Origin of the sequence: Oricola indica (assembly GCF_965227485.1) — a bacterium.
GTDB lineage: Bacteria > Pseudomonadota > Alphaproteobacteria > Rhizobiales > Rhizobiaceae > Oricola > Oricola indica.
In genome coordinates, this window is record NZ_OZ245747.1 from 3,942,627 (window position 1) to 3,956,464 (window position 13,838).

A 13,838-nucleotide genomic window follows, 5' to 3' on the forward strand; every position below is an offset into this window, starting at 1 on the left:
GCAATTTGTATCCGTCCAGGATCGTCAATGCGCGATCGGTGCGCCCCACGATCCCCAGACATAGATCACAAGGAACAGGAACAGCCAGACAACGTCAACGAAGTGCCAGTACCAGGCCGCGGCCTCGAAGCCGAAATGCTGCTTGGGCGTGAAATCACCGGCCAGCGCCCGGAAAAAGCAGACCAGCAGGAAGATCGTTCCGACCAGCACGTGGAAGCCATGGAAGCCCGTCGCCATGAAGAAGGTCGCGCCGTAAAGCGAGCCCGTGAACGAATAGGGCGCATGAATATATTCATAGGCCTGCACGCTGGAGAACAGGATTCCGAGCACGATCGTCAGCGCCAATCCCCATTTCAGACCACTGCGGTCGTCGTGCAAGAGTGCATGGTGCGCCCAGGTGACCGTGGTGCCGGAAAGAAGCAGGATAACCGTGTTGTAGAGCGGCAGGTGCAGCGGATCGAGCACTTCCAGTCCGGCCGGCGGCCATGTTCCGCCGGTATATTCGAGGCGCATGACCTGGATTGCTTCGTCATAGAAAAGGCTGGCGTCGAAGACGGCCCAGAACCAAGCGACGAAGAACATGACCTCCGAGGCGATGAACATGATCATGCCGTAGCGCAGGTGAAGCGAGACCACCTTGGTGTGATGCCCCTGATGGGCTTCCTTGATCGTGTCGCCCCACCAGCCGAACATCGTGTAGAGCACGATCAGAAGGCCGATGAAGAACACCCAGGGATTGTCCAGCGGAATACCGAGCAGGCCGAACTCGTTGCCCTGCAGGGACTGCATCCAGCCGATACCGCCAATCGCCATCACCAAAGCGCCGATCGAGCCGAAGAGCGGCCAGGGACTCGGATCAATGATGTGATAATCGTGATGTTTGGTGTGTGCGTCGGCCATGTGGCTATCCCCGGTTACTGTATTGTTCGCGTGACGTCCGCGCCGATGTTTGATTGCGCGACAGGCTTCGGTTCGTCAACTGGAAAGAAGGTGTAGGAAAGCGTCAGCGTATCGATGTCCTTCAGTTCCTCGGAATTCATGATGTCCGGGTCGATGAAGAACACGATGGGCATGTCGGCGGTTTCGCCTGGAACAAGCGTCTGTTCCGTGAAGCAAAAACACTCGATTTTGTTGAAGTAGGCGCCCGCCGACTGCGGTGTCACGTTGAATGTTGCCGTGCCCGTTATTGTCTGGGACGAATTGTTGTGCGCCGTGTAGCCAACCTGCATGGTTTCGCCGATCTTCAATTCGACCTGGCGTTGGTTTGGCTTGAAATCCCAGTTCACGCCTGCGGTATTTGCGTCGAAACGAACCTTGATCGTTTGGTCGAGGACCTGGATCCCCGCCGTCTGCGCGCGCTGCGTGGTGCCGCCATAGCCGGTCACCTGGCAGAAAAGGCGATAGAGCGGCACAGAAGCGTAAGCCATGCCGACCATGCCGACGGCAATGCCGAGACCAATCGCGGCGATCAGCCCGTTGCGGCGGCTACTCTTCGATTGTGCGGTTGTCTGGGTCATCAATGCCTCACAGAGAACGGTCGAAGAGCGAGGCGCCCATCTTGGCCCATGAGCCGACATAGATGATGACGACGAAAGCCGCGAGCACGAGGCCGAGAGCAACAGAGCGGCGGCGCTGCGCCTTCTTCTGCGCGTCGGTCATCTCGACCGTATCCTGCTTGTTTTCGGCCATCGCGATCACCCCGCCAGCACTTTCATGACAAGCGCTTCACCCAGCAACACCGAGAACAGGGAAGCAAGGTAGACGAGCGAGAAGCCGAACAGCTTCTTGGCCGGAACCATGGTGGCATCGCCATCGGGCATGCGCCAGACAGCAACGGCATGGCGAAGAAAATTGAGCCCGAGCAGGATGGAAACCGCGCCATAGACCGGCCCCGCCAGGCCAAGCGGCCAAGGCGATACGGCGACAGCGGCCAACACCAGCGAATAGGCGACGATCTGAAGCTTGGTATGGCGCTCGCCCGCGACGTTCGGCAGCATCGGCACCTTGGCCATGTCGTAGTCGCGCAGTTTGAACAGCGCCAGCGCCCAGAAATGCGGCGGCGTCCACAAAAAGATGATCAGGAACAGAACGACGCTTTCCAGGCTGATTCCGCCAGTCACGGCCGCCCAGCCGATCATCGGCGGAAACGCGCCGGCCGCGCCGCCAATAACGATGTTCTGCGGCGTGGAGCGCTTCAGCCACATCGTATAGATGACCGCGTAGAAGAAGATCGTAAAGGCGAGCAGTCCGCCGGCAACCCAGTTGGTCAGCGTGCCGAGCGTCAGCACCGAAAACACAGACAGGACCAGGCCGAAAGCCAGCGCCTCGCCACCGGCGATCCGGCCGGCGGGAATCGGACGCTTCTTCGTGCGCGTCATGACGGCGTCGATATCGGCGTCGTACCACATGTTCAACGCGCCCGATGCGCCGCCGCCCACGGCGATCGCCAGGATGGCGATCAACGCGATCAACGGATTGATCGAGCCGGGAGCGAGCATCATGCCGACAAAGGCCGTGAACACGACCAGCGACATCACGCGCGGCTTGAGCAGCGCGAAGTAGTCTCCGGGCATCGCCTCGGAGATGCGCGCCTCGTTGCTATGGATGTTTTCGACTAACGCCATTCTGTCCAGTCCGGTCCCGTCGGGCTTTTCACCCTACTTGTCGGCCACAGGAGACCTTTTTGTGCAGTTGCCCGGAGCAATGCGCCGGGCAACCAGTTTCTCGTTTCTTGCCGCCGGCCTTACTTGATGCGCGGCAGCTGCTCCCACTGGTGGTACGGGGGCGGCGAGGAAAGCTGCCATTCCAGCGTCGTCGCACCCTCGCCCCACGGATTGTCGCCCGCCTCGCGCTTCTTGGCGAAGGCTTCCCAGACACCATAGAGGAAGATCAGGACGCCGATCGCCGACAGGTAAGACCCGTAGGAGGAAATCTGGTTCCAGCCCGCAAACGCATCCGGATAGTCGATGTAGCGGCGCGGCATGCCGGCCAGACCGAGGAAGTGCTGCGGGAAGAAGATCAGGTTCACGCCGATGAAGGTCACCCAGAAATGGGTCCGCGCGATGAACGGCGAGTACATGTAGCCGAACATCTTCGGGAACCAGTAGTACCAGGCCGCGAAGATCGCGAAGACCGCACCCAGCGACAGCACGTAGTGGAAGTGCGCCACGACGTAGTAGGTGTCATGCAGAGCCCGGTCGAGACCGGCATTGGCGAGCTGAACGCCGGTCACACCGCCGACGGTGAACAGGAAGATGAAGCCGATCGCCCACAGCATCGGGGTCCTCATCTCGATCGATCCGCCCCACATGGTGGCAATCCACGAGAAGATCTTCACCCCGGTCGGCACCGCGATGACCATCGTCGCGAACACGAAGTAGCGCTGCGTGTCGAGCGACAGTCCGGTCGTGTACATGTGGTGCGCCCACACGATGAAGCCGACCACACCGATGGCGACCATGGCGTAGGCCATGCCGAGATAGCCGAAGACCGGCTTCTTCGAGAAGGTCGAGACGATGTGGCTGATGATGCCGAAGCCCGGCAGGATCAGGATGTAGACTTCCGGGTGACCGAAGAACCAGAACAGGTGCTGGAACAGGATCGGGTCACCGCCGCCTTCGGGCGCGAAGAAGGCCGTGCCGAAATTGCGGTCGGTCAGCAGCATGGTGATGCCACCCGCCAGAACCGGCAGCGACAGCAGCAGCAGGAAGGCCGTGATCAGCACCGACCATGCGAACAGCGGCATCTTGTGCAGGGTCATGCCCGGCGCGCGCATGTTGAAGATGGTGGTGATGAAGTTGATCGCGCCAAGGATCGAGGACGCGCCGGCAATGTGCAGCGACAGGATCGCGAAATCCATCGCCGGTCCCGGCTGGCCGGATGTCGATAGCGGCGGATAGATCGTCCAGCCGCCGCCCACACCATGCGCGCCAGGAGCGGACGGCATGAAGATGGAAATCAGCAGCAGGATGAAGGCCGGCGGCAGCAGCCAGAAGGAGATGTTGTTCATGCGCGGGAACGCCATGTCCGGCGCGCCGATCATGATCGGCACCATCCAGTTGGCGAAACCGCCGATCAGCGCCGGCATGACCATGAAGAAGATCATGATGAGGCCGTGGCCGGTCGTGAACACGTTATACATGTGCTTGCCGGCATCCAGGGCGCTGTCGCCCTCGACCCCGTAGACCATCGAAGCCAGCCCGTGGAAAATCTGAATGCCCGGCTCGGCAAGCTCCCACCGCATCATAACGGACAGGAAGCCACCGATGACGCCGGCCGTGATCGCGAAGATCAGGTACAGCGTTCCGATATCCTTGTGGTTGGTCGAAAACATCCAGCGACGCACGAAACCCTGGGGCTTGTGGTCGGCATGGGCGTCATGGGCGATTGATCCAGCCATGTCTTGCATGCTCCTCGAAAAATACTCCGGCCAGCCGCTTATTCAGCGGAAGCCAGTTGGCGCTGCGCGTCGATGGCAGCCATCAAATCTCTGTTCGCGGCACCGACGTCGTCGCGTGCGGCGGCGAGCCAGCCATCATACTGCTCGCGCGAAACGGCACGTACGGCGATCGGCATGAATGCGTGATCCTTGCCGCAAAGCTCCGAGCACTGACCGTAATAAATGCCCTCTTCCTCGACACGGAACCACGTCTCGTTGAGGCGACCCGGCACGGCGTCCATCTTCACGCCGAAGGCAGGCATCGCCCAGGAATGGAGCACATCACCGGCTGTGACGAGCAGGCGTACGGTCGTGTCCACAGGCACGACGATCTCGTTGTCGACAGCGAGAAGGCGAGGATACACCGCCTTGTCTTCCTTGCCATAATCGGCGCGATCTTCTTCGCGCAGCAGAAGCGCATCGAAGGAGACATCCTCGCCCTCATCGCCCTGATATTCGTAGCCCCAGTACCACTGGTAACCGGTCGCCTTGATGGTGAGTTCGGGTTCACCTTCGGGCGTGTACTGCGCGGTGAGCAACTGGAAGGACGGCACCGCGAAGAACAGAAGGATCAGCACCGGACCGACCGTCCAGATGATCTCGATCATCGTGTTGTGGCTGGTACGCGACGGCGTCGGATTGCTGCGTTTGTTATAACGCATGATGACGTAAACCAGCAGCGCCAGAACCAACAGCACGATCGGAATGAGGAACCACAGCGTGTATTCCTCGAACCAGCGAATCTCGTGCATGATGCCGGTCGCTGCCGGCTGCAAGTCCGTCTGCCACGGGGTCGGTTGAGCGGCGAAGGCAGCGCCCGACGACAACGCGGTCGCGATGGAAACGATGCCTGCAAGCCAGGCCGGTTTATTCAGCACGTTGTTAACTCCCAATCATCGCGCGGCCGTTGCCTCGGCTGCGCCGGACGGAAAAGAGCCCGTCTTTGACCTGTATCAATCACAGACCGCTTTTACGCGCAACTGAAACACAAGTCGAAACCGTGCGTCATTTTGCGCGTCGAAGGGCCGCAACACGGGGGCTTATTGGCGATATTGACCTGTTTGCCAAGTCGTCACCGCGACAAAAAAACGCGCATGCCATGATTTCGACCAGAAAGCATGTGTGAAGCTCTCCCAAGGGTCGGGATATGCGAATGTGAGGGTTCGAATTCCCGCTCCCGGGGCTCGTTCCCTTTCACTGCGGCCTGCGATAAAAGAGCGGACCGAATCGACCAGCCGAGGTGATTTTCGCCGAATCAGGTGAAACACAGCCTTGCCGATAGACGATCGACACCGGACGGGAAACTCTGATGGCCGCCGACATGACTGATAAAACGATGCAGCACACAAACGACCGATTTCAGCGCGGGCACAAAACCGGCCACGGAAAGCTGCGCGTGATCGCGGCAGGCTTTGCGCTCATGCTCGGGGCCGCCGGCTTTCTTGCCCATGACCACCTGACACAACCGGCCGACAGCCAAACAGCCTCGACCGATGGGGGCATGGACGCCGGTTATATGCGGACGGCCCGGGAAGTCGCGTCGGTCGGTCCGATCGATCTCGGCACGGGCGCGCCGCTGCAGATCCGCAAGCCGGATCCGGAACCCGTTGACGGTGTGAAAGTCGCGCAGGTCGGCGCGGGAGGTTCGATCCAGCCCTCCAACGTGCGCGCCACGCATGGCGCTTGGTCAATCGTCTGCGACCTGCCGCCAGGTGCAACGAACGAGCAATGTGTGCTCATGCAGAATGTCGTGGCTGCCGACCGCGAGGAATTCGGCTTGTCCGTGGTGGTCCTTAAGACCGCCGACAAGAAGGCCCGGATCCTGCGCGTTCTCGCTCCGCTCGGCGTTCTTCTGCCGAACGGGCTTGGCCTCAATATCGACGGCAATGATATCGGCCGCGCATATTTCGTTCGCTGCTTCACCGATGGCTGCTATGCCGAGGTGATCCTCGAAGACACGCTGATCAAGGCGTTGTCGGAAGGCAATAGCGCCACATTCTACGTCTTCCAGACACCCGAGGAAGGCATCGGCATCCCCGTCGATCTCACCGGCTTTACCGACGGATACCGGGCGCTGCCCTGATCCCGGGCGCCAACGGTTGTCCCCTCGCCTCACGACGCCTAAATGAGTCGTGAGACGAAAGGACTGTCCATGCCCGCCGATTCCATTCCCGACCTGATCAACGCCTTCGATGTGCCGAAGGAGACGCTGCAAGGCGTCGTCGCCGATGCGCTGGAAAAAGCCGACGACGGCGAGCTGTTCGTCGAGCACCGCGAATCCGAACAGCTGATGTTCGACAACGGACGTTTGAAGACCGGGTCTTTCAATACAGGACGCGGCTTCGGCCTGCGCTCGGTCGCCGGCGATGCCGTTGGTTATGCCGAGTCCGGCGAACTTTCGCTCGCGGCGCTGAAACGGGCGGCGGACGCGGTTGGCGCGGTGACCACCGGCTATTCGGGCAAATACTCCGACGCACCCCAGGGCACGAACCACAAGCTCTACGGCGACGCCAACCCGATCGGCGAGCCTTCCTTCGAGGCGAAGGTCAAGCTGCTGACCGAGATCGATGCCTATCTGAGGGCAAAAGATCCGCGTGTTCGCCAGGTCAGCGCGTCGCTGGCCGCGTCATGGCAGGTGGTGGAAATCCTGCGCGCCGACGGCCATTTCGCCAAGGACGTGCGGCCGCTGACCCGCATCAACATCTCGGTCATCGTCGGTGACGGCGACCGGCAGGAGAGCGGCTCGCATGGCATGGGCGGCCGACAGGAATTCGGCGAATTCATCGCCACCGACACCTGGAAGCACGGCGCGGATCAGGCGTTGCGGCAGGCATTGGTCAATCTCGACGCGAAACCCGCCCCGGCCGGCACATTCGACATCGTGCTTGGCGCTGGCTGGCCGGGCGTGATGTTGCACGAGGCCGTCGGCCACGGGCTAGAGGGCGATTTCAACCGCAAGGGCACCTCCGCATTCGCCGGATTGATGGGCGAACAGGTCGCGGCGAAGGGCGTCACAGTCGTCGATGACGGTACGATCGAAAACCGGCGCGGCTCTCTTTCCATCGACGACGAGGGTACACCGTCTGGCTACAACGTACTGATCGAGGACGGCAAACTCGTCGGCTACATGCAGGACCGGCAAAACGCGCGCCTGATGGGCGTCAAGCCGACCGGCAACGGACGCCGCGAATCCTATGCTCACGTGCCGATGCCGCGCATGACCAACACCTACATGCTCGGCGGCGACAAGAGCCCGGAGGAAATCATCGCTTCGGTCGACAAGGGCATTTACGCGGTCTCGTTCGGCGGCGGCCAGGTCGACATCACCTCCGGCAAGTTCGTCTTCGGCTGCACCGAGGCCTACATGATCGAGAACGGCAAGGTGACGTATCCGGTCAAGGGCGCGATGCTGATCGGAAACGGCCCGGACGCCATGCACCGCGTCTCCATGGTCGGAAACGACATGGCACTCGATACCGGTATCGGCATGTGTGGAAAGGCCGGACAGGGCGTGCCCGTCGGCGTCGGCCAGCCGCACTTGCGCATGGATCAGATGACGGTCGGCGGCACCGAACGCTAAGCTCTCTCCTTAATCGTCTGTCGTTGCGGGCGGGCGGACTGCTTCCGGCAGGAAGTGGCCTATTTCGTCCCACATGTCCTGGATCCCGCCCAAGACAGTGGTGTTGCTTTCATGCGTCGTGCCGAGAGCGACAACCCGGCGCAAAGCCGAGACGTCGAGTACCGCGAAACTCCGCGCGACATGGCCTACGGCATGGGCGCATTCGCTTATCAGGAAGGCGATTTCGTCGTCATCCGCGATTTCTCCGCGCCATGCTTCGGCTGCGCCAAGACTTGCGTCGAGTGCAGCGCGGATCTCATCGAGCGATTCCGAATGGATCGCGATACCCGCCAAGTCTGCCGGCTTCATTGGACGACCTCCGATTTCGGTCCGTTTCCGGGAAACAATAAGCAGCCGATCGCGGTGTTGTCGTCAAGCAAACGAAGGAGGCTTTCGGCGCAAGGCTGCCCGGAAATTTCCTTGTTCGGGCGACGAGGACATGGTCCGTGCGATCGATCCGGTACGCGACATGCTGAAGGCGTTCGTCGAAGATATCTGACGCGGCCGGCCAAGCGGGATTGACCTCGCTCGCGCTTGTGGCTATATGCGCCTCTTCCGCGCACGCTCCCATCGTCTAGCGGTTAGGACGCCGCCCTCTCACGGCGGAAACAGGGGTTCGATTCCCCTTGGGAGTACCAGCGTTTTCCATCACTTGGCCGATCATCTCTGCTCTATGTGCAGCATTCGCGGAACGTCGCGATGGAACCCGGTGCTTGGATTCACCCATCACAATCGGTCATCGATGATCGGCCGCAGACACCCCACATTGAATAGCACCGAGTTTGACAGACGCCCTCGATGCTCACCTTCAGCTGTCGTTCGAACCCGATGGGTGATTCGCTGAGGCAGATTCGCTCGCGTGAAATGACCGGGCAGAACGCCCTGCCCGGTCATGCGCTCAACCCTTGAGCATCAGAACTGCATTCTCGAAGGGGTAGCCAAAATCATCCACATCGCGCCGGGAAACCTCCTCGAATCCGAGAGCGGCATAGAAGCGAACGGCCTGTTCGTTCCGGGTGTAGACTTCGAGCGACAGCTCGCCCTTGCGTTCAAGAGCATGGGCAATCAGCTTGCGGCCAACGCCTTGGCCCTGCCAGTTCGGTTCTATGAAAATCGCGCCGATGAAACTGCCCAGCAGGCTGATGAAACCCACCGGCTCGCCCGCATGACAGGCGACCCAGGTCTCTGATTTCGGGAGGTACTCGTCCTCGATCAACGGCCGCTGCTCCAGAAGCCTTGGCCGACCGATAAACGGATGCGCCCTCAGAGATGCGTCGAGCCAGATGCCTGACAGTTTTTCGGTGTCCGCTGCCGCGTCAAACGGCCGGATTATTACGTCCTGGTTCTCCATGAGAACTCCATAGAATTCATGCACAATTGGATCGGCACACGCGGTGCCGAGCGATTCCGCTCCATGCGGTTCAATCCAAGCCTCTGTGCATCCAGCTCCTTCCATGGACTCGTCGCACCCATACCAACTGGCCCGAGGCTGTCAATAAACGCACGGGGCTCAGGGCTTCGTGCCGCCGCCACAGCCTCTTTCGGAGCAGCCGTAGCTGCATGACGCCACAATTTCCGAGCGGCACGAAATGGCATTCAGACAGGGCTGAGCCGCAATGGTGGAGCGTGCTTGCGGACAGTTCCTCGCACAATCCGGGGAACTTCCGGCCGGACGGTTTACAGCGCGATGGATGCCGCGTTAGCCTCGCGTCGTAATCGGAACGTCAATCTCCGCTTGCGGAACAGCAGCTGGCTGCCATACCCGCCAGCCTGATGCAAAAAACACAATATCGGCAAAGCATAAGCGATGCCTCACATATGACGGGGAGAGCCAATGTATCACAAAATCATGGTGCCCGTGGACCTCGCGCACGCCGACAAGCTGGCGCAGGCGCTCGACACGGCGGCTAATCTTTCTTCACTCTACAAGGTTCCGGTGACCTATGTCGGCGTCACGGCGTCGACGCCCGGCCCGATGGCCCACAATCCGGCGGAGTACGAGCAAAAGCTCCTGGCATTCGCGAAGGAGCAGGCCGAACGGCATGGCATCGAGACCCACGGCAAAACCGTGGTCAGTCACGACCCGGCCGCCGAGCTTGACGACGCGCTGGTCAAGGCCGTTCACGAAACAAAAAGCGATCTCGTGGTCATGGCGACGCATATCCCGAATGTCGCCGATCACGTCTGGCCTTCGAATGGCGGCCGCCTGGCAACGCATACCGACGCATCGGTTTTCCTCGTTCGCCCGAGCTGATCCGGCGAATTTCAACAACACTCAAATCATAAACGGGAGGAAATCCCATGAGCGACACTTCCACCGGCATTCCGGAACCCGAGGGTGACGCGGGCCTGATCGAAACCGATTACGAAATCGGTCAGGACAACATCGAAGCACAGATCGGGCCGTTCGGCCTCGATATCCACAACCCCGTCTTCGCGGTTTCGGCCGGCGTAATCGTCCTGTTCGTCGTCGTGGCGCTGATCTTTCCACAGCAGGCCGCGGATTTCTTTGGCTGGCTGCGTCCGGCACTGACGAGCACATTCGACTGGGTGTTCCTTCTGGCCGGCAACATTTTCGTGATCTTCACGGTGGCGCTGATCTTCACGCCCTACGGCTCGATCCGGCTTGGCGGCAAGGAGGCGACGCCCGACTATAGCTATATCGGCTGGTTCGCGATGCTGTTCGCGGCCGGGATGGGTATCGGGCTGATGTTCTTCGGCGTGCTCGAGCCGGTCTACCACATGGCGATCAGCCAGCCGCTCGGCACCCCCTCGCCCTTCGATGCGGACGGTGTCCTCATTCCGGAGAATGTCGAGGCGGCGCGGCAGATGGGCCTCGCGGCGACGATCTATCACTGGGGCCTGCACCCATGGGCGATCTATGCCGTTCTGGCGCTGGCGCTCGCACTGTTCAGCTACAACAAGGGCCTTCCGCTTTCCGTGCGCTCTGCCTTCTACCCGATCCTCGGGGAGCGCGTCTGGGGCTGGTGGGGCCACATCATCGATATCCTGGCCGTCTTTGCGACCCTGTTTGGTCTCACCACATCGCTCGGGATCGGCGCGCAACAGGCCAATGCCGGTCTGGAGCATGTGTTTGGCATTCCGAACAACCTGACCGTGCAGGTCATCCTGATCATCGGCATTACGTCGATCGCTCTGGTTTCGGTGGTCCGCGGCCTCGACGGCGGCGTCAAGGTGCTCAGCGAGATCAACATGGCGATCGCCGCACTGCTGTTGATCTTCGTGTTCCTGGTCGGCCCGACCGCCACGATCGTCTCGGATTTCGGCAAAGGCCTCGTCGCATACATCGTCGACCTGCCTGCCCTGTCGAACCCGTTCGGCCGCGAGGATACCGGCTACATGCAGGGCTGGACGTCCTTCTACTGGGCATGGTGGATTTCGTGGTCGCCCTTCGTCGGCATGTTCATCGCCCGCGTGTCGCGCGGCCGCACCGTCCGGGAGTTCATCATCTGCGTGTTGCTGATCCCGTCACTGGTCTGCGTCATGTGGATGGCCGTCTTCGGCGGCACCGCGATCGACCAGGTCCTGACAAGCCCGGAGACGAGCGCGGTGAAAGCCAATGTGATCGACAGCTACTCGCCGGAACTGTCGCTCTTCGCCATGCTGGAAGGCCTGCCGCTTGCCGGGCTCACCTCCTTCATCGGCGTTGTGCTGGTGATCGTCTTCTTCGTCACCTCGTCGGACTCCGGTTCGCTGGTGATCGATACGATCACGGCCGGAGGCAAGGTGGATGCACCGGTCCCGCAGCGCGTGTTCTGGGCGAGCTTCGAGGGCTTGGTGGCCATCGTGCTGCTGCTCGGCGGAGGATTGACGGCGCTACAGGCGATGGTCATTTCGACCGGCCTGCCCTTCACGCTGGTGCTGCTGGCGATGTGTTGGGCGATATTCCAGGGGCTTCGAAGCGAACCCCGATAAGGATCGACGAAGGCCGCGGTGATCCCGCGGCCTTTTTCATTTACGCGGCACCGCATTCACGGTCGAGAATGGCGACCATTGCCTGATAAAGTTCCTCGGCGTCCTTCCTGCTGCGGCCGACGCAGACCGCCCCGAGCTTGCCGAACTGCGAAAGCGCGCCGATCAGGTGAAAGACCACACCGGTCTGGGTCGCGCCGTGGAAATGTATGCCGTTTCGAACGGCGATATCGATCAGGTCCTCGGGCAGAAGCCCCCGGTAGCAATCCGATTCCAGATTGTCGGTCGCATAGTAGTAGCGCGGCTCGCCCTGCGGCGTATTGAAGAGACCCGTCGCGGAATCGTAAGCACCATCGGTCAGATATTGCAGCATGATGAAGGGATGCGTCGTGCCGCCCTTGCGCAGGTTGATCTCGATCGCATAGTGCTTCCAGCCATCCCCCTCGCGCACGGAAATGAAATCGACGGCGAAGCGACCGAGCACACCCTGTCTCGACAAGGCTTTCGCAGCTTTCAATCCTTCGGCCTGCACCTCGAGACGATAGGACTCGTCGGCCGGAAACAGCGCGCCCAGAAATTCCTGGTCGGTCAGCCCGCCGAGAACCTGGTCATGCGTCGAGATCGCCTCCACCGCGCCGGCGGGATCGATACGGAACTGCGCCGATGGCGAGCGCTTGTCCTTTCCCTCCACGAAAGCCTCGACGATGCCCCCCATCTCGTGGAACTTGCTGCGATACACATCCCAGTCCACATCATGAGCGCCGAACTCCATTTGCGGCAGATGCGCGGCGATCCACTCCTCGGTGCCGCTCTCGGGACAACCGTCGAAGCGGAACGTGGCATTGCCTTCCCCGGAAAAACCCTCATTGAACTTCACGACGGCGCGCCGCAATTGCGGATTGCGCCGTTTCAGTTCCGCAAGCGAGGATACGATATCCTTCTCGCTGTCCAGGTCCTCGAAACCGTCCGGCATCAGCACGCCGGCTTCACGAAAGAGCTTGCGCCCCCCGCTCTTCGAACCAAGCGGCAGCAGTTCCGGATCGCAGCCATAGATCGGGATATCGAGTTCGAGAGCGAGCCGCCGTTCGATATCTGAGACGGTATAGCAGGCCATGTGGGCGAGCGAACTGTCGCCGAGCGACGCGCGAATGCGCTTCATGAGGCGCGGCCGTTCGAGGATCTTCTCCGTCAGCGACCTGTCGGACGTATCCTGGCAGTTGAGAAGCGTAAGCCTCTCGCGCGCATGCCGGTGCGGGACGCCTTCAAGAAGGTGGAGATAGTAGTCGATCGTCGCCTCGGCGATCGGTGCGCTCGTGACATAGACGACTCGCGTCTCGGGCATGCGCAACAGGAACAGGAGGCACAGCAGGCGTTCCTCGTAATGCGGAACGCCCGCAATGCGGGCCAGAACCTCGTTGTCGAGCGACAGGCTCGGTACGATCAGGACCGTGCGCGGAAGAAGGTGGTCGGGAAAAACACGCTCGTAGATGCGGGCAAGGCGTTTCTGCAATTCGCGGAAGGCTTCAGTGTCGCCGGGTTCCGTGAATCCTTGCGCCATCGATTCCTCTCCCTGCCCCGTCCTCAGGCGCCGGATGTTGGCGGCGTGCGCCCACGCTTCTGGAATTCGGCGTTCAGGCGCTCCTCGAAGTCCACCAGATCCTGCGGCATCGGCTGACCGGTGGCCTTCATCTGCATCAATTCAAGATGGATCTGCTCCAGCAATTCATGATCGTCCTCCGGCTGGTTCTCCATGTCGTTGAACAGCATGTTGAGCCGTGTGATCAGTCCTTCGAACGCCATTTTCACTCGCCTTGGTCAGTGGTTGCAGAAAATCAGTAGCATCGACGC

14 protein-coding genes and 1 tRNA gene are annotated in these 13,838 nt (G+C 61.0%); 5 read left to right on the forward strand and 10 right to left on the reverse strand.

Annotation, left to right across the window (positions count from 1 at the left end):
- Positions 1-24: 24 nt before the first annotated feature.
- From ACQK2M_RS19625 to coxB, 6 genes are all read right to left on the reverse strand, one after another.
- Complete coding sequence (locus ACQK2M_RS19625; RefSeq protein WP_223478400.1) at positions 25-900, reverse strand: cytochrome c oxidase subunit 3; 876 nt, start codon at positions 898-900, stop codon at positions 25-27.
- Between the two features lie 14 nt (positions 901-914).
- Positions 915-1,517: a cytochrome c oxidase assembly protein gene (locus tag ACQK2M_RS19630; protein WP_425419187.1), complete on the reverse strand. Its 603-nt coding sequence runs from the start codon at positions 1,515-1,517 to the stop codon at positions 915-917.
- 7 nt (positions 1,518-1,524) lie between these two features.
- A complete protein-coding gene (locus ACQK2M_RS19635) occupies positions 1,525-1,689 on the reverse strand; it encodes a hypothetical protein (protein WP_223478402.1) in 165 nt (54 codons plus the stop codon).
- Positions 1,690-1,694: 5 nt separating this feature from the next.
- Entirely contained in the window at positions 1,695-2,624 is a 930-nt protein-coding gene (locus ACQK2M_RS19640) for a heme o synthase (protein WP_425419188.1), read from the reverse strand.
- Between the two features lie 119 nt (positions 2,625-2,743).
- A complete protein-coding gene (gene ctaD / locus ACQK2M_RS19645; protein ID WP_223478404.1) occupies positions 2,744-4,399 on the reverse strand; it encodes a cytochrome c oxidase subunit I in 1,656 nt (551 codons plus the stop codon).
- A 38-nt stretch (positions 4,400-4,437) separates the two neighbouring features.
- The gene (gene coxB, locus ACQK2M_RS19650; protein ID WP_223478542.1) at positions 4,438-5,313 is read right to left on the reverse strand and encodes a cytochrome c oxidase subunit II; all 876 of its coding nucleotides are present in this window, start codon (positions 5,311-5,313) and stop codon (positions 4,438-4,440) included.
- A 641-nt stretch (positions 5,314-5,954) separates the two neighbouring features.
- Here coxB and ACQK2M_RS19655 point away from each other — a divergent pair.
- Together ACQK2M_RS19655 and tldD are read left to right on the forward strand one after the other, a co-directional pair.
- Entirely contained in the window at positions 5,955-6,521 is a 567-nt protein-coding gene (locus ACQK2M_RS19655; protein ID WP_425420095.1) for an invasion associated locus B family protein, read from the forward strand.
- 42 nt (positions 6,522-6,563) lie between these two features.
- Entirely contained in the window at positions 6,564-8,018 is a 1,455-nt protein-coding gene (gene tldD / locus ACQK2M_RS19660; protein ID WP_425419189.1) for a metalloprotease TldD, read from the forward strand.
- A gap of 9 nt (positions 8,019-8,027) precedes the next feature.
- Here tldD and ACQK2M_RS19665 read toward each other — a convergent pair whose 3' ends face one another.
- On the reverse strand, positions 8,028-8,366 hold the full coding sequence (locus ACQK2M_RS19665; RefSeq protein WP_425419190.1) for a hypothetical protein: 339 nt from the start codon (positions 8,364-8,366) through the stop codon (positions 8,028-8,030).
- 254 nt (positions 8,367-8,620) lie between these two features.
- Here ACQK2M_RS19665 and ACQK2M_RS19670 point away from each other — a divergent pair.
- Positions 8,621-8,695, forward strand: a tRNA-Glu gene (locus tag ACQK2M_RS19670).
- 260 nt (positions 8,696-8,955) lie between these two features.
- Here the strand turns inward: ACQK2M_RS19670 and ACQK2M_RS19675 are convergent.
- Complete coding sequence (locus tag ACQK2M_RS19675) at positions 8,956-9,408, reverse strand: GNAT family N-acetyltransferase (protein ID WP_425419191.1); 453 nt, start codon at positions 9,406-9,408, stop codon at positions 8,956-8,958.
- Positions 9,409-9,891: 483 nt separating this feature from the next.
- Here ACQK2M_RS19675 and ACQK2M_RS19680 point away from each other — a divergent pair, with 483 nt between their 5' ends.
- A complete protein-coding gene (locus ACQK2M_RS19680) occupies positions 9,892-10,311 on the forward strand; it encodes a universal stress protein (RefSeq protein WP_223478408.1) in 420 nt (139 codons plus the stop codon).
- Between the two features lie 47 nt (positions 10,312-10,358).
- Positions 10,359-11,993 carry a BCCT family transporter gene (locus ACQK2M_RS19685; protein ID WP_223478409.1) on the forward strand — a complete coding sequence of 545 codons (1,635 nt, stop codon included), beginning with the start codon at positions 10,359-10,361 and terminating at the stop codon, positions 11,991-11,993.
- 40 nt (positions 11,994-12,033) lie between these two features.
- Here the strand turns inward: ACQK2M_RS19685 and ACQK2M_RS19690 are convergent, their stop codons facing one another.
- A complete protein-coding gene (locus tag ACQK2M_RS19690) occupies positions 12,034-13,548 on the reverse strand; it encodes a peptide ligase PGM1-related protein (protein ID WP_425419192.1) in 1,515 nt (504 codons plus the stop codon).
- Between the two features lie 23 nt (positions 13,549-13,571).
- Positions 13,572-13,790, reverse strand: coding sequence for a hypothetical protein (locus ACQK2M_RS19695; RefSeq protein WP_425419193.1), 219 nt, complete (start codon positions 13,788-13,790; stop codon positions 13,572-13,574).
- Positions 13,791-13,838: the final 48 nt, after the last annotated feature.